The organism is Roseateles aquatilis, from assembly GCF_002205645.1.
GTDB classification, from domain to species: domain Bacteria; phylum Pseudomonadota; class Gammaproteobacteria; order Burkholderiales; family Burkholderiaceae_C; genus Roseateles; species Roseateles aquatilis.
On sequence record NZ_NIOF01000001.1, the window covers coordinates 862,936 to 886,190 of the forward strand.

General features: G+C 68.4%; 21 protein-coding genes. 12 read left to right on the plus strand and 9 right to left on the minus strand.

Translation table 11 applies throughout. From position 1 onward, the window contains the following. Positions 1-6 precede the first annotated feature (6 nt). Both sctS and CDN99_RS03665 read left to right on the plus strand, forming a co-directional pair. Positions 7-276 (plus strand): type III secretion system export apparatus subunit SctS, encoded by a 270-nt coding sequence (gene sctS, locus CDN99_RS03660; RefSeq protein WP_202820214.1) that lies wholly within the window; start codon positions 7-9, stop codon positions 274-276. 115 nt (positions 277-391) lie between these two features. Beyond that, positions 392-1,246 carry a sigma-70 family RNA polymerase sigma factor gene (locus CDN99_RS03665; RefSeq protein WP_088382716.1) on the plus strand — a complete coding sequence of 285 codons (855 nt, stop codon included), beginning with the start codon at positions 392-394 and terminating at the stop codon, positions 1,244-1,246. A gap of 114 nt (positions 1,247-1,360) precedes the next feature. Here CDN99_RS03665 and ubiB read toward each other — a convergent pair whose 3' ends face one another. Together ubiB and CDN99_RS03675 are read right to left on the minus strand one after the other, a co-directional pair. Further along, positions 1,361-2,914 carry a ubiquinone biosynthesis regulatory protein kinase UbiB gene (gene ubiB, locus CDN99_RS03670; protein WP_088382717.1) on the minus strand — a complete coding sequence of 518 codons (1,554 nt, stop codon included), beginning with the start codon at positions 2,912-2,914 and terminating at the stop codon, positions 1,361-1,363. 11 nt (positions 2,915-2,925) lie between these two features. Then, on the minus strand, positions 2,926-3,459 hold the full coding sequence (locus CDN99_RS03675) for a hypothetical protein (protein ID WP_088382718.1): 534 nt from the start codon (positions 3,457-3,459) through the stop codon (positions 2,926-2,928). A 228-nt stretch (positions 3,460-3,687) separates the two neighbouring features. On the opposite strand from CDN99_RS03675, the gene CDN99_RS03680 reads away from it, so the two are divergent. The 10 genes from CDN99_RS03680 to wecB all read left to right on the plus strand — a co-directional run bounded on the left by CDN99_RS03680 (position 3,688) and on the right by wecB (position 14,998). Beyond that, the gene (locus CDN99_RS03680; RefSeq protein WP_088382719.1) at positions 3,688-5,082 is read left to right on the plus strand and encodes an undecaprenyl-phosphate glucose phosphotransferase; all 1,395 of its coding nucleotides are present in this window, start codon (positions 3,688-3,690) and stop codon (positions 5,080-5,082) included. Positions 5,083-5,155: 73 nt separating this feature from the next. Further along, complete coding sequence (locus CDN99_RS03685; RefSeq protein ID WP_088382720.1) at positions 5,156-6,319, plus strand: TonB-dependent receptor; 1,164 nt, start codon at positions 5,156-5,158, stop codon at positions 6,317-6,319. Positions 6,320-6,364: 45 nt separating this feature from the next. Further along, complete coding sequence (gene galE / locus CDN99_RS03690; RefSeq protein WP_088382721.1) at positions 6,365-7,384, plus strand: UDP-glucose 4-epimerase GalE; 1,020 nt, start codon at positions 6,365-6,367, stop codon at positions 7,382-7,384. Positions 7,385-7,505: 121 nt separating this feature from the next. After that, positions 7,506-8,915 (plus strand): mannose-1-phosphate guanylyltransferase/mannose-6-phosphate isomerase, encoded by a 1,410-nt coding sequence (locus CDN99_RS03695; protein ID WP_088383378.1) that lies wholly within the window; start codon positions 7,506-7,508, stop codon positions 8,913-8,915. A 172-nt stretch (positions 8,916-9,087) separates the two neighbouring features. Further along, entirely contained in the window at positions 9,088-10,368 is a 1,281-nt protein-coding gene (locus tag CDN99_RS03700) for a nucleotide sugar dehydrogenase (RefSeq protein WP_088382722.1), read from the plus strand. Positions 10,369-10,445: 77 nt separating this feature from the next. Next, positions 10,446-11,504, plus strand: coding sequence for a dTDP-glucose 4,6-dehydratase (gene rfbB, locus CDN99_RS03705; RefSeq protein WP_088382723.1), 1,059 nt, complete (start codon positions 10,446-10,448; stop codon positions 11,502-11,504). Between the two features lie 7 nt (positions 11,505-11,511). Further along, positions 11,512-12,393: a dTDP-4-dehydrorhamnose reductase gene (rfbD, locus tag CDN99_RS03710; protein WP_088382724.1), complete on the plus strand. Its 882-nt coding sequence runs from the start codon at positions 11,512-11,514 to the stop codon at positions 12,391-12,393. Between the two features lie 10 nt (positions 12,394-12,403). Next, positions 12,404-13,297, plus strand: coding sequence for a glucose-1-phosphate thymidylyltransferase RfbA (gene rfbA, locus CDN99_RS03715; RefSeq protein WP_202820215.1), 894 nt, complete (start codon positions 12,404-12,406; stop codon positions 13,295-13,297). After that, positions 13,297-13,848, plus strand: a complete 552-nt coding sequence (rfbC, locus tag CDN99_RS03720; RefSeq protein ID WP_088382725.1) for a dTDP-4-dehydrorhamnose 3,5-epimerase — start codon at positions 13,297-13,299, stop codon at positions 13,846-13,848. Before rfbA ends, rfbC begins: the two co-directional genes overlap by 1 nt. A gap of 4 nt (positions 13,849-13,852) precedes the next feature. Beyond that, positions 13,853-14,998, plus strand: a complete 1,146-nt coding sequence (wecB, locus tag CDN99_RS03725; protein ID WP_088382726.1) for a non-hydrolyzing UDP-N-acetylglucosamine 2-epimerase — start codon at positions 13,853-13,855, stop codon at positions 14,996-14,998. A 22-nt stretch (positions 14,999-15,020) separates the two neighbouring features. Here the strand turns inward: wecB and kdsA are convergent, their stop codons facing one another. The 7 genes from kdsA to CDN99_RS03760 form a co-directional block, all read right to left on the minus strand. Continuing rightward, positions 15,021-15,860 carry a 3-deoxy-8-phosphooctulonate synthase gene (gene kdsA / locus CDN99_RS03730; protein WP_088382727.1) on the minus strand — a complete coding sequence of 280 codons (840 nt, stop codon included), beginning with the start codon at positions 15,858-15,860 and terminating at the stop codon, positions 15,021-15,023. 71 nt (positions 15,861-15,931) lie between these two features. Further along, the gene (locus CDN99_RS03735) at positions 15,932-17,272 is read right to left on the minus strand and encodes a UDP-glucose dehydrogenase family protein (protein ID WP_088382728.1); all 1,341 of its coding nucleotides are present in this window, start codon (positions 17,270-17,272) and stop codon (positions 15,932-15,934) included. 90 nt (positions 17,273-17,362) lie between these two features. Then, complete coding sequence (locus CDN99_RS03740; RefSeq protein ID WP_088382729.1) at positions 17,363-18,370, minus strand: NAD-dependent epimerase; 1,008 nt, start codon at positions 18,368-18,370, stop codon at positions 17,363-17,365. Positions 18,371-18,452: 82 nt separating this feature from the next. Next, entirely contained in the window at positions 18,453-19,949 is a 1,497-nt protein-coding gene (locus CDN99_RS03745; protein ID WP_088382730.1) for a lipopolysaccharide biosynthesis protein, read from the minus strand. Next, positions 19,895-20,803, minus strand: a complete 909-nt coding sequence (locus tag CDN99_RS03750; protein WP_158218742.1) for a glycosyltransferase family 2 protein — start codon at positions 20,801-20,803, stop codon at positions 19,895-19,897. Before CDN99_RS03750 ends, CDN99_RS03745 begins: the two co-directional genes overlap by 55 nt. Before the next feature lie 10 nt (positions 20,804-20,813). After that, positions 20,814-21,833, minus strand: a complete 1,020-nt coding sequence (locus CDN99_RS03755; protein WP_088382732.1) for an acyltransferase family protein — start codon at positions 21,831-21,833, stop codon at positions 20,814-20,816. Continuing rightward, the gene (locus CDN99_RS03760) at positions 21,830-23,254 is read right to left on the minus strand and encodes a lipopolysaccharide biosynthesis protein (RefSeq protein ID WP_238139384.1); all 1,425 of its coding nucleotides are present in this window, start codon (positions 23,252-23,254) and stop codon (positions 21,830-21,832) included. The genes CDN99_RS03755 and CDN99_RS03760 overlap by 4 nt, the downstream gene beginning before the upstream one ends. Position 23,255 lies beyond the last annotated feature (1 nt).

Here is a 23,255-nt window from a genome sequence, read left to right on the forward strand (position 1 = left end):
CCCGCCGTGATCGAGACCATCGCGTTCTTTCAGAAGGGTTTGCTGTTGGTGATCTGGTTGTCGCTGCCGCCATTGCTGGTGGCGGTGTTGGCGGGCGTCATCGTTTCCCTGGTGCAAACGGTGTTGTCCATGCAGGACCAGAGCATTCCCTTCGCGGTCAAGCTGCTGGCCGTCGGCCTCGTGCTGGCGATGACCGGCCGCTGGATGGCGTTGCAGCTGCTGGCGCTCGGCGACCAAGCGCTCGCCGCCTTGACCAGTTTCGGCGGCCGGCCATGACGCCGACCGCTCCGCCCTCCGTTCTCTTAGGGAGCCCTGGCTCCGGACGATCCCCGGCGGGCACGAGCCCGCGTTCGAGCCGACAGGGGACGCCGGACCTTCTTCGAGTCTGACCATGAACCAACATCGCGAAGAATCGGCCGGCACGGGACAACCCCGTCCGCATGCCTCCACAACGACTCAGGGTCCGGAACATCCGGAGCGCCCAGGGCTCGATCCGAACCCAATGCCGCCCACTGCGATCGCGCTCGTCGCGGGCGGCGGGGAGTCCGTCGCCGACGACCTGGGCGAGACAGTCGAAGACATCGGCAAGGTCGACACCGCATCTGCGGATGTCCCTCATGCGCAGCAGCCAGAGGCCGGCGAACCACTCGAGCCAGTCGACCCAGCGCTCGTCGCCTACCGTCAGCAATTGGTGCTGGCCCACATTGTCAAGATCGCTCGCGATTCGCGCAGCGATTCCAGCAAGCTCAAACGCTTCTTGCGCCGCTACGAGCGCTCGCCAGGGGAGCTCGACGACATCATCCAGGATGCGATGCTCGAAGCCACGCGCTGCGCCGACCGCTATCAGGCCCGATCGTCGGTGGAAACCTGGTTCTTCGGCATCGCGGCCAACGTGGCGCGCAACCACGTGGCGCGCTGCTCCAAGCGCAGCAGTCAGATGGAGAGCCTGGACGAGTCGCCCCACATGATGGACGGTGAATCGGCGCACCGCCCACGCGATTCGTCAATGGATGTCAGCCGCCAAGTGGCCTACCGCCAACTGGCCGGCATCGTGGACCACACATTGGCCGGCTTGTCGCCCGACCTGCGTGGCACTTTCGACCTGGCCTGTCTGCAAGAGGAGTCCTATCGCGACGTCGCCGAAATCCAGGCGATCCCGATCGGCACGGTGCGATCACGCGTCAACCGGGTGCGGACACTGCTGCGCTCGCGTCTGAAGCACGGCTTCGCGGACTACGCCACCTGATGTCGTGACACTCTTGTGAATTGATTTTGAAGCGCTCGTGAACCTGGCGACACGAAAAGGCGGCCGCAGACACCCGAAACCCTGCGGTCGCGCATCAAAGCGTAAGACTTGTCTTCAGCCGACCCAGCGTATCGCGACCTGGGTCAGTACCAGCGCCAGCATGAATCCCGCCACGCCCCACAGCAGTGCCTGCAGCAGGTTGTTGGTGCGGCGCTGCTCGTGGATCAACTGACGCGTCAGGTCCGCATGTCCGCTGTCGGCCCGCTGCCGCAGCACCTCGTGCATCAACCGCGGGAACTCCGGGACCATGTGCGCAAAGCGCGGCGCTTCCTTCTTCAGCCGGTGCACGAAGGCACGCCACCCGACCTGCTCGTCCATCCAGCGCTCCAGGAAGGGCTTGGCCGTCGCCCAGAGATCCAGATCCGGATCGAGCTGCCTGCCCAATCCTTCAATGTTGAGCAGCGTTTTTTGCAGCAAAACCAGCTGAGGTTGAATCTCGACGTTGAACCGGCGCGAGATCTGAAACAGCCGCATCAGCACCTGGCCCAGTGAAATGTCCTTGAGCGGCTTGTCGAAGTGCGGCTCGCAGACCGTGCGCACCGCCCCTTCGAGTTCATCCACCCGCGTCTCGGGCGGAACCCAGCCGGACTCGATGTGCAGCTCCGCCACGCGCTTGTAGTCGCGACGGAAGAACGCGATGAAGTTCTGCGCCAGGTAATCCTTGTCGACCTCGGTGAGCGTCCCGATGATCCCGAAGTCGAGCGCCACATAGCGCCCGAAGGTCTGTGGATCCAGGCTGACCTGGATGTTGCCCGGGTGCATGTCGGCGTGGAAGAACCCGTCGCGGAACACCTGCGTGAAGAAGATCGTCACGCCGTCGCGCGCCAGCTTCTTGATGTCGACGCCCGCCTGCCGCAGCCGCTCCAGCTGCGAGATCGGCACGCCGCGCATGCGCTCCATCACGATGACCTCGCTGGTGCAGAACTCCCAGATCATCTCGGGCACCAGCACCAGCTGCAGGTCCTGCATGTTGCGGCGCAGTTGCGCGGCATTCGCGGCCTCGCGGACCAGGTCCAGTTCGTCATGCAGGTAGGTGTTGAACTCGCCGACCACCTCGCGCGGCTTGAGCCGCCGCCCGTCCGCCGAGAAGCGCTCCACCCAGCCCGCCACCGTGCGCATCAACGCGAGGTCGTCCTCGATGATGTCCAGCATGCCGGGCCGCAGCACCTTGACCGCGACCTCCCGACCATCCTTCAAGGTCCCGAAATGCACTTGCGCGATCGAGGCGCTGGCCACGGGCTCGGCCTCGAAGGTCGCGAAGATGTCCTCGATGCGACGGCCGAAGGCGCGCTCGATCAGCTCGCGCGACAGCGCCGCCGGAAACGGCGGCACGTTGTCCTGGAGCTGGGACAACTCCTCGATCATGTCCGCCGGCACCAGGTCGCGGCGCGTCGAGAGCAACTGGCCGAACTTGACGAAGATCGGCCCCAGCCGTTCCAGCGCCAGCCGCAGACGCACGCCACGCGGTTGCTCCCAGGCGCGGCCGACCGAGATCAGCCGGCGCAGGAATCGGAAGCGGCGACGCTTGAGCGTGGACAGCGCCAGTTCATCGAGCCCGAATCGGTAGAGCGTCCAGACGATGACCAGCAGGCGGGAGAGATACCTCATGCGTCAGGACCTCATGCCCGGCCCTGGCCGTCCGGCATGAAGCGACCCGCCTGACGGGCCAGCGTCGCCATCGCGCCGGCGACGGCACGCCCCAGGCGCCCCAGCTGGTGCGCCACGGCGGGGCCGGTGACGGCCGCGAGGTCGTCCTCGATGTCCCAGCGCACGTGGTCGATCAGCCAGTTGAAGTCCCCGGCCAGTTGCGCGTCACCTTGCACGCGCACGTCGGGGCGTCCACCGGACAGCGCGGCGAAGGCCGCCGCGGCCGGATTCGACGCGTCCAGATCGATGGTCAGGTCCGCTTCTTGCCTAGGGGCATCTTCGTCGGCGAGGCGTTCGAGCAATCCGGCCGGGGTGATGCGCAGGCGCAGATCCGGCGCCGCTGGCAGGACCGCCGGCCAGCCGGCCAGGTGCACGCGCAGCGTCTTGCCCGTGTGCGGGGCCAGCCGCTCGGTGGCGACGGGCTCGCGTGACATGACGTGGTTGAGCAGCAGCGTGATGCGATCCTGAACCGCGGGGGCAAGGAGCTTGGACCATTCTTGAAGCATGGGGCGGATTGTAGGCAGCCGAAGCGGGCCGCCGGATCGGCTTCAAGGTAGGGGGTCCGGTTACGAGTCGACGGAATGAATTGAGAGAGAATTTCCGGCTCTTGCCGGGATGGGGGATACCCGGCCAGCCTCGCCCCGTCGCGGCCTGCCGGGAACAGGTGCGGCAGGTCGGCCAATGGGCGCCGTCCGACCGCGGCAACGAGGGACGCATAGAAGGACCACCGGGTGATGTTTGAGGATCGAAATTACAAGAGGACCTTCTACAGCGCGCCGCAATCGGTCCAGTCGTTCATCGCGGCTTTTCTCGAGCCCAGCCTGATCGTCCTGATCTATCTCGCCCTGCTGGCCTGGTTCGACGAGCCGGTGATGCGCTCGACCTACACGCTGTGCATGCTGGTGTTCGCGCTGACTTTCCCGGGGCGCAACCGCTTCGCCGACCACCCCGCCAGCGCGGTGACGGACATCGTCGGCTCCTGGTTGATGCTGCTGCTGATCCTTGGCATGTTCGCCTACGCGACCAGCAGCTTCCACTACTTCGAGCGCGAGGTGCTGCTGTGGTGGGCGATCCTGACACCGCTGGCGCAGATCGTCGCGGTCGAGATCGGACGCCAGGTGCTGCGCTGGCGCGCCCGCCAGCCGTGGGTGCGCCGCACCGCGGTGATCGTCGGCGCCGGCCCGCTCGGCGCCAAGGTGGCGCGGGCGTTGGAACTCGGCCCCGTCAAGGGCGTCGAATGCATGGGCTTCTTCGACGACCGCACCGACGACCGGCTCCATGGCGACTGCGCCGGCCGGCTGCTCGGCACCTTGCCGCAACTGAGCGACTACGTCCGCGCCCACGGCGTGCGCGAGGTCTACATCACCCTGCCGCTCGGCTCGCAGCCGCGCATCCTTCAGTTGCTGGAGCAGCTCCAGGGCACGACCGCGTCGCTGTTCTTCGTGCCGGACGTCTTCGGCATCAGCATCATCCAGGGCCGGCTGCAGGACATGAACGGCGTGCCGGTCGTCGGCATCCTGGAGACGCCGTTCACCGGCGTGAACGAGGTCGTCAAGCGCGTCAGCGACATCATGCTGGCCAGCCTGATCCTGGTGCTGATCTCGCCCATCCTGCTGGCGTTGGCCATCGGCGTGAAGATGAGTTCGCCGGGACCGGTGATCTTCCGGCAGCGCCGCAACGGCCTGGACGGCGAGGAAATCATCGTCTACAAGTTCCGATCCATGCGGGCGATGGACAACGGCACCGTGGTCAAGCAGGCGACCAAGGGCGACCCGCGCATCACCCCGTTCGGCGCCTTCATCCGCCGCACCTCGCTCGACGAGTTGCCGCAGTTCGTCAACGTGCTGCAGGGCCGCATGAGCATCGTCGGCCCTCGCCCTCACGCGGTCGCCCACAACGAGGAGTACCGCCAGCTCATCAAGGCCTACATGGTCCGCCACAAGGTCAAGCCCGGCATCACCGGCTGGGCGCAGGTCAACGGCCTGCGCGGCGAGACCGACACCGTGGACAAGATGAAGGCACGGGTCGAATACGATCTGGAGTACCTGCGCAATTGGTCCCTCGGGCTGGACTTGCAGATCATCGTGCGCACCGTGCGATTGATGCTGTTCGACCGCCACGCGTATTGACGCGGCGCCCGGCGCCGTCCTCCCGACCGATCCGACACGAGACGACAGACAGAACCGAAGGGGTCCACCTCCGATGAAGCACCTCCGCCATTTGACCTTGCCGCTGGCGCTGCTGGCGTCGTTCCCGAGCTGGGGCCAGAGCGACGGCAGCAGTCCGTACTACCTGGGCGCGTCGCTGTCGCATTACTACGCCAGCAACGTGTTCCGCGTAAACGCCGGCGAGAACAACGACCGGCTCACCACGCTGAGCCTGCTCGCCGGCATCGACACGCGGCTGGGCCGCCAACACGTCTACGCCAACGCGCGCTGGCAGAAAGTCAGCTACCAGGAAAACAGCCGTCTGAACAACAACGGCTACAACCTCGCGACCGGCGTCGACTGGGAAACCGTGGGCAACCTGTCGGGCTCGCTGAACTACACCCGGGCCCGCACGCTGGCCGACTTCAACAGCAACACCACGGTCGCGCCCAGCACGGACCGCAACCTGCAGACCGACCAGAGCGCCGGCGCCAGCATCCGGCTGGGCCTGCCGACGCTGTCGTCGTATTCGCTGGAGGGCACGTTCACCCGCCGTGAGCGCGACTACTCGCTGGCGCTGTACGACACGCAGGAGTACCGCCAGAACGCGTCCTCGCTGGGCCTGCTCTACAACGCCAGCAGCGCGTGGCGCTTCGGGGTCGCCGGGCGCTACACCAAGGGCACGGTGCCGGTGAGCGGCTTCCAGTACAGCCGCCGCGACATCGACCTGACCGCGCGCTGGCGCGCCACCGGCGCCAGCAGCCTGGACGCTCGCATCAGCCGCAGCACGTCGGCCAGCTTCCACGGCGTCACCGGCGCGCTGACCTGGGATTGGCGCCCCGGCGGCCGCTGGTCGCTGAACACGCAGCTGTCCCGCGATACCGGCGTGGAAACCTATTACCTCGGCATCAACAACAGCTCGACGTCCGACTTCAACCGCGTGCAGACCGCGCTGCAGACGCAGCTCACCTATCGCCTGACCGCCAAGGTCTCGTTGACGGCCGGCGGCAGCTACTCCCGCACCAGCCGCGACGATCTGACGCGACAACTCGATTACAGCGACAGCACGCGCCAGTACAACCTGGGCGTGGCCTGGCAGGCGCTGCGCGCGGTGTCCGTGGGCTGCGGATACAACCGCGTCGAGCGCCGCACCGGCAACCTCCTCTATACCTACGATGCGGACAGCGTCGGCTGCTACGTCCAGGGCATGCTGCAATGACGGCATCCCGGCCGACCTCCGGTCCTTCCTCGAGCGCGTGACGACATGACCCAGACCATCCTGCTGACCGGCGCGACCGGCTACATCGCCTCCCACACCTGGCTCGCGCTGCAGGCGGCGGGCTACCGCGTCATCGGCGTGGACAACTTCAGCAACAGCTCGCCCAAGGTGCTGGAGCGCCTGGCCGAGCTGAGCGGCCAGACCCCGCTGTTCGAGAGGCTCGATGTCTGCGACGGCGCCGCGCTGGACGCGGTCTTCGCCGAGTACAAACCCGCCGCGGTGGTCCACTTCGCGGCCTACAAGGCGGTCGGCGAGTCGACGACCAAGCCGCTGAGCTACTACCGCAACAACCTCGACGGCCTGCTCACCGTCTGCGAGACGATGCGGCGCCACGATTGCCACCGGATCGTCTTCTCGTCCAGCGCGACGGTCTACGGCCAGCCCAAGACGCTGCCGCTGCGCGAGGACGCCGACCTGATGGCGGTCAACCCCTACGGCGCCACCAAGCTCATCGGCGAAGGCATCCTGCGCGACCTCGGCGCCGCCGACCCGCGATGGCAGACCGCCTGCCTGCGCTACTTCAATCCGGTCGGCGCGCACGAGAGCGGCCGCATCGGCGAAGACCCGCGCGGCATCCCCAACAACCTGATGCCCTACGTGACGCAGGTGGCGGTCGGCCGGCGCGCCAAGCTGTCGATCTTCGGCGACGACTACGACACGCCGGACGGCACCGGCGTGCGGGACTACATCCACGTCGTCGACCTGGCCGACGGCCACGTCGCGGCGCTGAACTTCCTGCTGCGCGGCAACGAGTCGATCTGGGTCAACCTGGGCACGGGCCGCGGCTACAGCGTGCTGGAACTGGTGGATGCCTTCGCCAAGGCCAGTGGCCGTGAGATTCCACATGAGATCGTCGCCCGACGCGCCGGCGACGTGGCCGCCTGCTACGCGGATCCGGCGCTGGCGCGCGACAAGCTTGGCTGGACCGCGAAGCACGACCTGCGGCGCATGTGCGAGGACAGCTGGCGCTGGCAGTCGTCCAATCCGAACGGCTTCGAGGGTTGATCGCCGGCCATCTGCGACACTTCAGACCCATTTTTTCAAAGACTACGCCGCATCCGGTCAGGCTGCGGTTCCAAGCAGAGGGAGCAGTACCTTGAGCAAGATCGACACGCAACCGGTGATCATGGCGGGCGGCAGCGGGACGCGGCTGTGGCCGCTGTCGCGCGCCGGTTATCCGAAGCAGTTCCTGGTGCTCAACGGCAACACCAGCCTGTTCCAGCAGGCGGCGGACCGCCTGGCGACGCTGGGCGCCGAGGACATCGCGGTGCGTCCGCCGATCGTGGTCGGCAACGAGGAACACCGCTTCATGGTGCTGGATCAGCTGCGCGAGCAGAAGATCGCGCCGGAAGCCGTGCTGCTGGAGCCGGTCGGCCGCAACACCGCCCCGGCGATCACGCTGGCGGCCCTGCAGGCGATCGAGTCGGGCCAGGATCCGGTGCTGGTCGTGACGCCCGCCGACCAGACGGTCACCGACGGCCCGGCCTTCACCGCCGCGCTGCAGGACGCGGTGCGTCAGGCCGCCGATGGCGCGATCGTCATCCTCGGCATCACGCCGGACCGCGCCGAGATCGGCTACGGCTACATCCGCAGCGGCGTCGAAGGCGCGGGCCTGCGCGTCGAAGCCTTCGTCGAGAAGCCCGACGCGGCCACCGCCCAGCGCTACCTCGACCAGGGCGGCTATTACTGGAACAGCGGCATGTTCGTGTTGCGTGCCAGCGTCTGGCTGAAGGCGCTGCAGCAGTTCCGCCCGGATATCGAGCAGGCCACGCGCGTCTCGTTCTCCGGCAAGGCCGTCGACGGTCCGTTCGTCCGCCCCGCCAAGGACGCCTTCGCGGCAGTGCCGTCGGAATCGATCGACTACGCGGTGATGGAGCGTTGCCCCGGCAGCGCGATCGCGCTGCGCATGGTGCCGCTGGCCGCCGGCTGGAACGACCTGGGCGCCTGGGAGGCGGTCTGGCAGGTGGCCGACAAGGACGCGTCCGGCAACGCCAGCCGCGGCGACGCCATCATCGCGGACAGCCGCAACACGCTGGTCCACGCCACGAGCCGCCTGGTGTCGGCGGTCGGTCTGGACAACATCGTCGTGGTGGAGACGCCGGACGCGGTGCTGGTCGCCGACCGCAGCAAGAGCCAGGACGTCAAGAAGATCGTCAACCAGCTGACCGCCAGCCAGCGCGACGAGCAGAACCTGCACCGCAAGGTCCACCGCCCCTGGGGCTGGTACGACAGCATCGACATGGGCGAGCGCTTCCAGGTCAAGCGCATCATGGTCAAGCCCGGCGCGTCGCTGAGCCTGCAGATGCACCACCACCGCGCCGAGCACTGGATCGTCGTGCAGGGCACGGCCGAGATCGTCAACGGCGACAAGACCCTGCTGCTGACCGAGAACCAGTCGACCTACATCCCGCTGGGCCAGGTGCACCGCCTCTCCAACCCGGGCAAGGTGCCGCTGGAAATCATCGAGGTCCAGTCCGGCTCCTACCTGGGCGAGGACGACATCGTCCGTTACCAGGACACCTACGGCCGCAACTGATTCACGGAGCGCCCGTCCCGACCGCGACTGAGGGGTCGGCGGCGACCGAAAAAACGGATACAAAGCCGTCCTTGCAGAGAGACCGCGAAGAACGCCCGGCCGGCGACGTCCGGGCGTTCGGACCATTTCGGCGCGGCAGCGCGCCCAGAATCGCCGCTTACAGGAGAAGGCCGTGTCCGTGATTGCCGTCGTCGGGTTGGGATATGTGGGATTGCCGCTGGTGGTGGAGTTCGGCAAGCAGGGCCGCACCATCGGCTTCGATATCGCCCAGGACAAGGTGGCCAAGTGCCGCGCCGGCACCGACCCGTCCCGCGAGCTGACCGACGAGGAAGTCCAGGCCGCGGTGCACGCCGAGTACCACAGCGACCCGGCCTGCCTGGCCGAGGCCGACGTCATCATCGTGGCCGTGCCCACGCCGGTCGACCAGGCCCACATCCCCGATTTCAAGCCGCTGATCGGCTCATCCACCAGCGTGGGCCGGCACATGAAGCGCGGCGCCGTGGTCGTCTACGAATCGACTGTCTACCCCGGCGCGACCGAGGAGGTCTGCATCCCGGTGCTGGAGCGCGAATCCGGCCTGAAGTGGAAGCAGGACTTCTTCGTCGGCTACAGCCCCGAACGCATCAACCCTGGCGACAAGGAACACACGCTGACGAAGATCCTCAAGATCGTCTCCGGCGACACGCCCGAGACGCTGGACATCGTCGCCCGGACCTACGAGAAGATCATCGTGCCGGGCGTACACCGCGCGTCCAGCATCAAGACGGCCGAGGCGGCCAAGGTGATCGAGAACACCCAGCGCGACCTCAACATCGCGCTGATGAACGAGCTGGCGATCATCTTCGAGCGCATCGGCCTGGACACCTCCGAGGTGCTGGAGGCGGCCGGCACGAAGTGGAACTTCCTGAAGTTCAAGCCGGGCCTGGTGGGCGGCCACTGCATCGGCGTGGACCCGTACTACCTGACCCACAAGGCCGACATGCTGGGTTACCACCCGCAGGTCATCCTGGCCGGGCGCCGCATCAACGACGGCATGGGCAAGTTCATCGCCGAGCAGACCATCAAGCAGATGATCGCCGCCGGCAGCCACGTCAAGGGCGCCAAGGTCAACGTGCTGGGCCTGACCTTCAAGGAGGACTGCGGCGACCTGCGCAACTCCAAGGTGATCGACATCATCCACGAGCTGCAGAGCTACGGCGTCGAGGTCTTCGTCACCGACCCGGCCGCCGAGGCCGAGGAAGCGATGCACGAGTACGGCGTGCGCCTGTGCCCCTTCGAGGACCTGCCGCGCGCCGACGCCATCGTCGCGGCGGTGGCGCACCGCGAATACAAGGCGCTGGGCGCCGCGGACCTGGCGGCCAGGCTGGTGGACGGCGGGGCCTTCATCGACGTGAAAGCCGCATTTAACGGCGACAATCTGCGCGCCGCCGGCCTGCGGGTCTGGCGGCTGTAAGACGACGGCGCCCGGTCCCGCCCTCTGCCGGGACACGCCGGGCCGCTGCGGACATTCATCGATTCCAGGGAAGTTTCATGACGATTCTCGTCACCGGCGGCGCCGGTTTCATCGGCAGCAATTTCGTGCTCGACTGGTTCAAGTCCTCGGACGAGCCGGTGGTCAACCTCGATGCGCTGACCTACGCGGGCAACCTCGAGAACCTCGCCCCGTTGAAGGACGACTCCCGTCATATCTTCGTCAAGGGCGACATCTGCGACCGCGCGCTGATCGACCAGTTGCTGGCGACGCATCGCCCGCGCGCGATCGTCCATTTCGCCGCCGAGAGCCACGTCGACCGCTCCATCCACGGCCCCGGCGCGTTCATGCGCACCAACGTCGAGGGCACGTTCTCGCTGCTCGAAGCCGCGCGCGCCTACTGGTCCGCGCTCCAGGGCGACGCCAAGGCCGGCTTCCGCTTCCACCACGTGTCGACCGACGAGGTCTACGGCTCGCTCAAGCCCGAGGATCCGCCCTTCGCCGAGACGAATCCCTACGAGCCCAACAGCCCCTACTCCGCCTCCAAGGCCGCCAGCGACCATCTGGTGCGCGCCTGGCACCACACCTACGGCCTGCCGGTGGTGACGACCAACTGCAGCAACAACTACGGCCCGCTGCATTTCCCCGAGAAGCTGATCCCGCTGATGATCGTCAACGCGCTGGCCGGCAAGCCGCTGCCCGTGTACGGCGACGGCCAGCAGATCCGCGACTGGCTGTACGTCACCGACCACTGCTCCGGCATCCGCGCGGTGCTGGCCGGCGGCGCGCTGGGCGAGACCTACAACATCGGCGGCTGGAACGAAAAGGCCAACATCGACATCGTGAAGACGGTGTGCGCGCTGCTCGACGAACTGCGCCCCGACCCGGCCGGCCCCTACAGCCGCCTGATCACCTACGTGACGGACCGCCCCGGCCACGACCGCCGCTACGCGATCGACGCGCGCAAGATCGAGCGCGAACTGGGCTGGCGTCCGGCCGAAACCTTCGAGACCGGCATCCGCAAGACGGTGGCGTGGTACCTGGAGAACGAGGCGTGGGTCGCGCGCGTGCAGTCCGGCGCCTACCGCGACTGGGTCTCCCAGCAATACGGCGACTGAGGTCCGCATGAAAGTCCTGCTGCTGGGCAAGAACGGCCAACTCGGGTGGGAACTGCAGCGCGCGCTGGCGCCGCTGGGCGAGCTGGTCGCGCTGGACCGCCAGGAGGGCGGCGACCTCGGCGACAGCGACCTGCTGCGCGCCACGGTGCGCCGCGTCGCGCCCGACGTCATCGTCAATGCCGCGGCCTACACCGCCGTCGACAAGGCGCAGGGCGAGCCCGAGCTCGCGCGCCAGATCAACGCCCTCGCCCCCGGCCTGCTGGCCGAGGAAGCCAAGTCGCTGGGCGCGCTGCTGGTCCACTACAGCACCGACTACGTCTTCGACGGCAGCGGCGAGCAGTGGCGCTTCGAGGACGCGCCGACGGCGCCCCTGAGCGTCTACGGCGCGACCAAGCTCGAAGGCGAGCAACTGATCGCCGCCGCCGGTTGCGACACGCTGGTCCTGCGCACCAGCTGGGTCTACGCCGCGCGCGGCGGCAACTTCGCCAAGACGATGCTGCGCCTGGCCGCCGAGCGTGACGAGTTGAAGGTGGTCGCCGACCAGATCGGCGCGCCCACCGGGGCCGACCTGCTGGCCGACGTCACCGCGCACCTGATCCGGTCCACGCGTGCCGACCGCGCGTTGTGCGGCACCTACCACGCGGTCGCCAGCGGCGAGACCAGTTGGCACCGTTACGCCCAGCACGTGCTGACGCGCGCACGGGCCAAGGGCGCCGCGCTGAAGGTCGCGCCGGAGAACGTCCAGGCCCTGCCCAGCAGCGCCTACCCGACGCCCGCGCCGCGGCCGCTGAACTCCCGCCTCGACAACCACAAGCTGCAGGACCGATTCGGCCTGGTGCTGCCGCACTGGCAGACCGGCGTGGACCGCCTGCTCGACGAAATCCTCTAAGGACCTCCGCATGGCCAACTCCATCGACCGCAAGGGCATCATCCTGGCAGGAGGCTCCGGCACCCGCCTGCATCCCGCCACGCTGGCGATCAGCAAGCAGTTGCTGCCTGTCTATGACAAGCCGATGGTCTATTACCCGCTCAGCACGCTGATGCTGGCGGGCATGCGCGACATCCTGCTGATCAGCACGCCGCAGGACCTGCCGCGGTTCGAGGCGCTGCTGGGTGACGGCTCGCGCTGGGGCATCAACCTCAGCTACTGCGTGCAGCCCAGCCCGGACGGCCTGGCCCAGGCCTTCATCCTGGGCCGGGACTTCATCGGCGGCGCGCCGAGCGCGCTGGTGCTGGGCGACAACATCTATTACGGCCATGACCTGGCCGGTCTGCTCGACAGCGCCGACGCGCAGGCCGACGGCGCGACCGTCTTCGCCTATCACGTGACCGATCCGGAGCGTTACGGCGTCGTCGAATTCGACAGCCGGCAACGCGCCATCAGCATCGAAGAAAAGCCCAAGGCGCCGAAGAGCAACTACGCCGTCACCGGCCTGTACTTCTACGATCGCCAGGTCTGCGACATCGCCGCCGACATCAAGCCCAGCCCGCGCGGCGAGCTCGAGATCACCGACGTCAACGCCCGTTACCTGCAACAGCAGCAGTTGAGCGTCGAGATCATGGGCCGCGGCTACGCCTGGCTGGATACCGGCACGCACGACAGCCTGCTCGAAGCCGGCCAGTTCATCGCGACACTGGAAAAGCGCCAGGGCCTGAAGGTCGCCTGCCCCGAGGAAATCGCCTTCCGCAAGGGCTGGATCGACGCCGAGCAGTTGGAGCGCCTGGCGCAGCCGATGCTCAAGAACGGCTACGGGCAGTACCTGAAGCAGTTGCTCAACGACAAGGCCTTCTGATGAACGTGATCCCCACCGCCCTCCCCGAGGTGCTGATCATCGAGCCCAAGGTGTTCGGCGACGCCCGCGGCTTCTTCATGGAGAGTTGGACGGAGCCCAAGTTCAACGCCGCTGTCGGTCACGACGTGCGCTTCGTGCAGGACAACCATTCGCGCTCCGGCCAGGGCGTGCTGCGCGGCCTGCATTTCCAGTTGCCGCCGCATGCGCAGGGCAAGCTGGTGCGCTGCACCAGCGGCGCGGTGTTCGACGTCACCGTCGACATGCGCAAGGCCAGCCCCAACTTCGGCAAGTGGGCCGGTGTCGAGCTCAGCGGCGAGAACCACCGCCAGCTGTGGATACCGCCGGGGTTCGCTCACGGCTTCCTGGTGCTGACGGAGACCGCCGACTTCCTCTACAAGACCACCGACACCTACGCGCCGCAGGCCGAGGGCTCGGTGCGCTGGAACGATCCCGCCATCGGCATCGTTTGGCCCACGCTGCCGATCGACTTCAAGCTGGCGGACAAGGACGCCAACGCGCCGCTGCTCGCGGCCGCGAAGTCCTTCGACTGAGGTCATGCCGGCGCCGCTGCTGCACCTGATCGCGGGCGCCCGGCCCAACTTCATGAAGCTCGCGCCGTTGGTGCGCGCGCTGCGCGCCGATGGCCGCCTGGCGTGGAAGTTGATCCACACCGGCCAGCACCATGACCAGGCGATGAGCGGCGTCTTCTTCGACGAGCTCGGCCTGCCGCCCCCGGACGTGTCGCTGGACTGCCATGGCGGCAGCCATGCGCAGCTCACGGCGCGGATCATGCAGGCCTATGAACCCTGCGTCATCGCCGACCGGCCCGCGGCCTGCGTCGTCGTCGGCGACGTGGACTCGACGCTGGCCTGCGCGCTGACGGCGCGCAAGCTCGGCGTGCGGGTCGCTCACGTCGAAGCCGGCTTGCGCAGCGGCGACATGACGATGCCGGAGGAAATCAACCGCCGCGCCACCGACGCGATCGCCGACTGGCTGTTCACCACCGAACCCAGCGCCGCCGCGCACCTGCGTCGCGAGGGCCATCCCGACACGCGCATCCACGACGTCGGCCACGTCATGGTCGACAACCTGCTGTATCAGCATCGCCGCCTGAACGAAGCGCCCGCGGGTGCCGCCGGCCTGGCGCGGTCGGTGCTGGACGAGGCAGGCCTGGGCGCGCTTGCCGACCGCCGCTATGGCGTCGTGACGCTGCACCGCCCGTCGAATGTCGACGATCCGCTCCAGCTGTCGGCGCTGATGGCGGCACTGGGCAGGTTGTCCGAGCGGCTGCCCTTGCTGTTCCCGGTTCATCCACGCACGCGCGCTCGGATGCAGGCCTTGTCGCTGCCGGTGGCGCCGGGCGTGCACCTGCTGCCCCCGCTGCCCTACCAGCCGTTCCTGGCGCTGTGGAGCCGAGCGGCCCTGGTGCTGACGGACAGCGGCGGCCTGCAGGAGGAAACGACCGCGCTGGGCGTGCCCTGCCTGACCGTGCGGGACAACACGGAGCGCCCGGTGACCGTCGATGCCGGCACCAACGAGCTGGCCGGCACCGATCCCGCCACCGTGCTGCAACACGCGCAACGCCGACTGGATGTGCTTGACGGGGCGATCGCCACCCCTGCGCCGGCACGCCGCCCCGCGCTGTGGGACGGCCACGCCGCGGAGCGGATCACGCGGATCCTGAGCCGCGACCTGCTCTGACCGCCTCGGGACGGGCGTCCCTTCAGGCCGTGTCCAGCGCCGCGAAGCCCTTCACCAGGTCATCCACCGCCTTCACCTGCTCCAGGAACGGCTTGAGCTGCGACAGCCGCAGCGCGCTGGGGCCGTCGCACAGCGCCTTGGCCGGATCCGGGTGCGACTCCAGGAACAGCCCCGCCAGACCGATCGCCATGCCGGCCCGCGCCAGCTCGGTGACCTGCCCGCGCCGGCCGCCGGACGCCGCCGCGCCGGACTCGCGCTGCTGCAACGCATGCGTGACGTCGAAGATCACCGGCTTGCCGCCGCTGACCTGCTTCATCACGCCGAAGCCCAGCATGTCCACGACCAGGTTGTCATAGCCGAACTGCGCGCCGCGATCGCAGAGCATCACGTTCGGATTGCCGCCTTCCTCGAACTTCTCGACGATGTTCTTGATCTGCGGCGGGCTGACGAATTGCGGCTTCTTGATGTTGATGACGCGCCCCGTCTTGGCCAGCGCGATCACCAGGTCGGTCTGCCGGGCCAGGAAGGCGGGCAGTTGCAGCACGTCGCAGACGGCGGCGACCTCGGCCGCCTGGGCGGGTTCGTGCACGTCGGTCAGCACCGGCACGCCGTGGGCCTTCTTGACCGCCTCGAAAATCTTCAGGCCGGCCTCCAGGCCGGGACCGCGATAGCTCTTGATCGACGAGCGGTTGGCCTTGTCGAAGGACGCCTTGAAGACGTAGGGGATGCCCAGTTCCTTCGTGACGCGGACGTACTCGCCGCAGACGTCCACCGCGAACTGCTCCGACTCCAGCACGTTGACACCGCCGAACAACACGAACGGCTTGGCGTTGTCGACTTCGATGGCGTTGATCTTGATCATTTGCTTCTCTCCGGGCGAAGCCGCGAGTATCCCATCGCCGGTCTTCGCCCCGGGGGCCGAGGCCCCCTTGCTCAGCCCATGCGCGTGGTGGTGCCGCGGCCGATCGCGTGATGCTCGATGCCCAGCGCCTTCATCAGCGTCGGCTCGTACAGGTTGCGGCCGTCGAAGACCACCGGCTGCTTGAGCTCGGCCTTGATGCGGTCGAAGTCCGGCGTGCGGAACTCCTTCCACTCGGTCACGATCACCAGCGCGTCGGCGTCGGGCAGCGCGTGCTCGGCACGCTCGCAGAAGCTCACGCCCGGGTTGGCCGACAGCACCTTCGAGGCCTCGCTCATCGCCACCGGGTCATAGGCGGCGATCGCCGCGCCGCGGCGGGTGAGCTCCTCGATGATGGTCAGCGACGGCGCCTCGCGCATGTCGTCGGTGTTGGGCTTGAACGCCAGCCCCCACACGGCGAAGCGCTTGCCCGCCAGATCCTCGCCGAAGCGCGCCACCACCTTGTCCACCAGCACCAGCTTCTGGCGGTCGTTGGCGTCCTCGACGGCGTTGAGCACCTTCAGGTCCTGGCCGTACTCGCGCCCGGTGCGCACCAGCGCCTTCACGTCCTTGGGGAAACACGAGCCGCCGTACCCGGCGCCCGCGTACAGGAACTGGTAGCCGATGCGCGGATCGGAGCCGATGCCGCGACGCACCAGCTCGATGTCGGCGCCGACCTTCTCGGCCAGCAGCGCCAGTTCGTTCATGAAGCTGATGCGCGTGGCCAGCATCGCGTTGGCGGCGTACTTGGTGAACTCGGCGCTCTTGACGTCCATCACCATCAGCCGGTCGTGGCTGCGCGTGAACGGGGCGTACAGCGCGCGCATCATCAGCGTCGCCTGCTCGTCGTCGGAGCCCACGACGATGCGATCGGGCTTCATGAAGTCGTCGACCGCCGCGCCTTCCTTCAGGAACTCGGGGTTGGAGACGACCGAGTAGGTGGCCGTCGCGCCGCGCTTGTCCAGCTCCTCGCGGATCGCCGCGTTGACCTTCTCGGCGGTGCCCACCGGCACGGTGCTCTTGTCGACGATGACCTTGTAGTCGGTCATGCGCTGCCCGATCGAGCGCGCCGCGGCCAGCACGTACTGCAGGTCGGCCGAGCCGTCCTCGCCCGGGGGCGTGCCCACGGCGATGAACAGGATGGTGCCGTGGTTGACCGCCGCGTCCACGTCGGTCGTGAACTGCAACCGGCCCGCGGCCACGTTGCGCGCGACGACCGAGTCCAGGCCCGGCTCGTGGATGGGGATGCCGCCCTCGTTGAGCACGCGGATCTTCTCGGGGTTCACGTCCAGGCAGACCACGTGGTTGCCCATCTCGGCCAGGCACGCGCCGGTGACCAGACCCACGTAGCCGGTGCCAATCGTCGTCACTTTCATCGGAACACTCCTCAAACAGATTCCAGGATTCGCAGGGATGCGGTCGACGCGACCTCGCTCGCCCCGACCGGGCGCGAGCGGCGCGGGACCTCAGGTCTTGTAGTACTCGCGGTACCAGGCCACGAAGCGCCGGATGCCCTCGGGCACCGGCATCGCCGGCCGGAAGCCGGTCCAGGCGGCCAGCTCCTCGACGTCCGCGTGCGTGGCCGGCACGTCGCCGTCCTGCAGCGGCAGGAACTCCTTGATCGCCTCGCGGCCCACCGCCTGCTCGATCGCGCCGACGAAGTCCATCAGCGGGATCGGATCGTGGTTGCCGATGTTGAAGACGCGGTACGGCACGTTCGAGCGCGCCGGGTCCGCCGCCACCGGGTCGTACGACGGGTCGGCCGTGGCGGTGCGGTCCAGCACCCGCACCACGCCCTCGGCGATGTCGTCGATGTAGGTGAAGTCGCGGATCATCCGGCCGTGGTTGAACACCTTGATCGGCTCGCCCGCCAGGATCGCCCTGGTGAACAGGAACAGCGCCATGTCCGGGCGGCCCCAGGGGCCGTAGACGGTGAAGAAGCGCAGCCCCGTCGTGGGCAGATTGAACAGATGGCTGTAGGTGTGCGCCATCAGCTCGTTGGCCTTCTTGGTCGCCGCGTACAGGCTGACCGGATGGTCCACGCCGTGATGCTCGCTGAACGGCATCTGCGTGTTGCCGCCGTAGACGCTGGAGCTCGACGCGTAGGCCAGGTGCTGCACGCCGTTGTGGCGGCAGCCTTCCAGGATGTTGGTGAAGCCGACGATGTTGGCGTCGATGTACGCGTGCGGGTTCACCAGCGAGTACCGCACCCCCGCCTGCGCGGCCAGGTGCACGACCCGGTCGAACTTGTGCCGCGCGAACAGGTCGGCGATGCCCTGGCGGTCCGCCACGTCCATCTTCACGAACTCGAAGCCGGGCCGGCCGCTCAACCGCGCCAGGCGGTCGTGCTTGAGCTTCGGGTCGTAATAGTCATTGAGGTTGTCCAGGCCGACCACCTGGTCCCCGCGCGCCAGCAGGATCTGGCTGACATGCATGCCGATGAAGCCGGCGGCGCCGGTAACGAGTACTTTCAAGCCAACTCCCGCGTTCAGGTCGAGCAACGACGTCGATTCTCGCCCAGCCGGAGCCGGGCGCCTCACCCATGGCCCCGCTCGTTCAGGGGCCTGCCTGCCTTCCGGCGCGCCAGTGTCGCCAGGCGGCGCGCAGCAGCCGGTGCTGCGACCCCACGGCCGCGACGGTCACCGCCGCGGCGGCGGCCCAGTAGGCGCGTGGATCCGGCACCGTGTTCACCATCCAGCCCAGGACGAAGAACAGCACGCCGACGGCCACGTCGCGCGCCGGCAGCATCACGCCCTGGGCGCGGTACTGGTCGATGCCGCGGATCGCCGCCAGCACCGCGGCGGCCGAGATCGTCGCCGCGACGGTCCCCCAGACGCCATGGACGGGCACCAGCAGCCAGCTCATGACCGCCGCCAGCAACGCCGCCAGCAGGCTGGTGCCGAAGATCGCCGAGGTGCGCCGCTGCAGCTGGTAGAGCACGTCGTACAGCCCCGCGACGCAAAGCAGGAAGGCCGACAGCAGCAGCGGCGGCACGTACACGCGGGCGTGGGCATAACCGGCGTCGATCATCAGCGCGAAGAACGGCCGCAGGAACACCGCGATCAGCCCCAGCGCCACCAACCCGAGCCGGACATAGGCGCCCAGCGCCTGGCGGTAGAAGGCGACGCGGTCGCTGTCCCGGGCATGACGCAGCACCGCGTCCTGCCAGGCCATGTAGAAGGTGATGTTGAGCATGTAGACGACGGCGGGCAGCTTGTCCGATACCGCGAAGTCGGCCACCTCCTGCAAGCCATGCGAATGGCCCAGGGTGTAGCGCCCGATCATGCGGATCACCCACCAGCTGATCGCGGCCGGCACCAGCGGCAGCGCGTAGGCCAGCATCGGCCGCAGGATCGCGAGCGAGAACAGCCGCGGCTTCACGAAACGCGCGCCGGTGTCCTTGCACATCAGGTAGGCCAGCATCGCCGCCGCGCCCAGCGCCATCGCGCCGACGTAGCCGGCCGCCTCCAGCTTCCAGACGCCCAGCAGCAACAGGCTGGACACGGCCATCGTGGCCGCGTTCACCATCGCCGAGCCGGCATAGGCCGAGCGGTCGCCGACCACGCGCGTGGTCTGCTGGAAGAACTCGGCCGGGATGCGCAGCAGCGTCCACGCGAGCAGCAGCCACGGGTGCGGCAACGGGATGCCGAACAGCGCCAGCAGCCCCCACACCAGCGCCGCGCCGGCCAGCGCATTGATCGTGACCAGCCCCAGCACCGAGGTGATCATCGCGGCGCGCCGCTCCGGATCGGTCTCGTCGAACAGCGCGCGATAGACGGCATCGAACAGCCGCAGCGTGACGAGGGTCCCGAACAGCGTCGACCCGGTCAGCACCAGGTCGACATACCCGTAGGCCTGCTTGCTCAGCACCGCCGTGTAGAACGGCAGCATCAGGAAGCCGGCGAAGCGGCTGAACAGCATGCCGACGGCGTACAGGCCCACGCCGCGCAGCAAGGCGGCCTTGCGGCCGACGTCGACGCCGGAACTCACCGCGTCGCTCAGGCGCCACCCGCGCGCCAGCGGCGCGCCATGCGCCACCAGCCGCGCGGCCACCAGCCCAGGCCGATGAAGCGGCGCAGGTCGGCCAGGTCGGGCCGGAAGCCGTAGTAGTCCGAGAACACCTGCTCCAGCAGCAGCCGCTGCAGCGTGTGGCGCTGGTCGCCGCCGTGCTTGGCGTACATCAGCTCGCAGGCCTGCATCACCTTGCGCTTGGACTTGCTGGAGATGCGGTCCGGGCGCGGCGTCACGTCGAACACGTAGCTCGGCAGGTCCAGCAGGCGCGCCGGCCCATGCATCTTCAGGAAGCGATAGAAGAACTCCAGGTCCTGCCACGCCGGCATGGCCTCGTCGAACAGCCCCGCCGACAGGAAACGATCACGCGGCGCGAAGAGCTGATTGCCGACCTGGTTGGCGTTCAGCATCATCTCCGCGGTCGCGCGGCCGATCTTGTGGGTGTAGGCGACCGGTCCGCCGCTGCGCAGCTCGTCCTGGACATACAGCGCGGAGGGGTCGTCGCCCGCGCCGGTGAGCAGTTGCCAATAGCTCACCAGCGACGCGAGGTGATGCGGCTTGAACTCGTCGTCGTCGTCCAGGCCGGTGAGGAAGAAACCCGTGGCGGCGCGGATGCCGACATTGCGCGCCGCGCAGGCGCCGCGCCCCTCCTCGTGCCGGTGCACGACCAGGCGCGGGTCCAGGCGCGCCTGCTCGGCCAGCCACGCGGGCGTGCCGTCGGTGGAGCCGTCGTCGACGACGATCAATTCGATCTCGCGGTAGGTCTGGCCCAGCACCGAGCGGACCGCCGCCTGCATCGATCCGAGCCGGTTGCGCGTCGGCATGTAGATCGAGACCTTGGGCAGGCCGGCGTCGCCCGTGGCGGGCGAGGAGGTATCGAAGGTCGGATCGCTCATCTTGAATCTCTCAACTCGAAGTCCGGACGTCATGGCCGGCTCGTGGGGAAGTCGGCGCGCGGCCGTCCAGCAGCGCCTTCGCGGCGGGCAGCCAGCGCTCCAGCGCCAGCAGCAGGGCCAGCGTCGCCAGCGCCGCGATCAGCCACAGCACATCCGCGCGGGTCACGCCCGCGCGACGCAGCGCCTCGATCACCAGCGGATGCAGCAGGTACAGGCCCAGCGCGAAGCGCCGGCCCCAGTCGGCCAGCCGCTCCATGGCGGGGATGGCCGGCATCGCCAGTCCCGCCGCCAGCGCGGCGACGCCGCACACGATCGCGCCGATCTGCAACTGCAGCTCCGCCGGCTCGCCGCCGCGCCAGGCAACCAGCGCGCCTTGCACCACCGTGAGCACCACCCCGATCACCAGCAAGACGAGCCAGCGCCCGCGCAGCACCTCGGCCGGCACGCCGGCGAGCTTGACGCCCAGCCACACCAGGCACAAGCCCGCGGCGAAGCGTGACGCGAACATGGTGCCCCAGTCGATCCGCTTCATCGCGAACAGCGTATCCAGCGCGCTGCACAGCAGCAACGCCACGATCAACACCGGCCAGGCGCGACGCGACGCCAGCCACTGCGGCCGGGCCGCCGCCAGCAGCAGCCCGGCCAGCGCGGCATGCAGAAACCACAGGTGGCCCCAGACGCCCCGCACGACGGTCTCCGGCGACACGAGGCGCAGCAGCCCCTGTCGCGGACCTTGTTGCGCCACCACCAGCACGCCGTAGATCAGCGTGCAGACCAGCAGGATTTGCACCACCCGGCCCGCCGTCGCCAACGCGGGCGCGACGATCCCCGGCCGCTGCCCGATGAAGAATCCCATGACCAGGAAGAAGAACGGCACGACCCAGCGGCCGCAGGCCCGGCTGATCTCCATCAGCGCGACCGGCCATTCCGGGAACAGCCCGACGTGCAGCCCCACCACCAGCACCGCGCCCAGGATGCGCAACGCGTCGATGCCGGGCAGACGTCCGTTCGATGGCGTGTCCGCGCTCATGCCTTCCCCTTCACCGTGTTGAGCAGGACCCGAGGCGACTGCTGGAACGCCAGCGCCAGCACCGTCAGGTAGGTCGCCGCGCCGGCCGCCACCAGCAGCCCGAAGCCGAGCTTGGGCGGAATGCCCTGCGCGCGCAGGCCCCAGTCGACGGCCAGGATCATCGCGCCCATCGCCAGCGACGAGCACACCGGCGCCCGCATCTCCCGCCACAGCGGCGCGAGGCCGGCCCGCAGCCACTTGCCCATGCAGACCACCGTGACGACGAAGTTCACCAGGTTGGCGACGAAGTACCCGATCGCCACGCCGACGACGCTGAACTGCGCCCCGGCGAAGAAGCCCAGCAGCACCGTCGCGGTGTTGAAGATGCCCAGCAGGAACAGCTCGCGCGTGCGGCCCTGGGAGGTCAGCGTGCTGCCGATCGTGCTCATCAGCGACTGCATGATGCCCACCGGCGCCAGCCACGCCAGCAGCGCGGCCACGATGTGCCACTTCGGCCCCAGCACGACCTCGGTGAACGGCACCCGCAGCGCCCACAGGCCGACCATGATGGGCATGCTCAGCAGCGCGATGCCGCCCAGCACGCGGAAGTAGACCTGCCGCACCGCCGCCAGGTCGTCCTGGATGCCGCTCAGGCGCGGCAGCAGCGCCCGGCCGATGACCCAGCTCATGTGCTGCACCGGGAACAGCATCAGCTTGTAGGCCATGCCGTACTGGCCCAGCGGCCCGGCGCCCAGCATGCGGCCGATGATCATGCTGTCGGCGTTGCGGGCGAAGTAGTTGATGAAGTTGAACGCGGTGAGGTTGCCGCTGAAGCCCCACAAGGAGCGGAACTCCCCGCGGTTCCATTGCCGGCCCGGCTTGAATCCCGACTTGAACCACAGCCAGGTCGATCCCACGCTGATCGCGAAGAGCGTCGGCACGACGAAGCTGTACACGCCCAGCCCGGCCATCGCCGAGCCCACCGACAGCAGCAGGCCGCCGACCTGCGTCGTGACGTCCAGGATCGCCAGCTCGCGAAAGCGCGAGGCGCGCTCCATCGTCGCCTGATGCACCGCCGTCAGGCTGCTCACCGGGAAGCCGACCGACAGCAACAGCAGCACCGGCGCCAGCTCCGGCTCGCGGAAGAACACCGACAGCGGATACGCGCTGACCGCCAGGATCACCCCGAGCGTCAGCCCCAGGCCGAAGTTGAGCCAGAACACCGTGTCGGACAGCGACTGCGTCAGCTCCTTGCGCTGGATGATCGCGGCGCCGGTGCCCAGATCGCGCAGCAGGCCAGCGAAGGTCACCACCACCCCGGCCAGCGCGATCACGCCGTAGGCGCTCGGCGGCAGCAGCCGCGACAGCACCACCACGCTGACCAACTGGCCCAGCACCTTGCTGGCCTGAGCGACGCTCAGCCAGCGGACGCTGTGCATCATG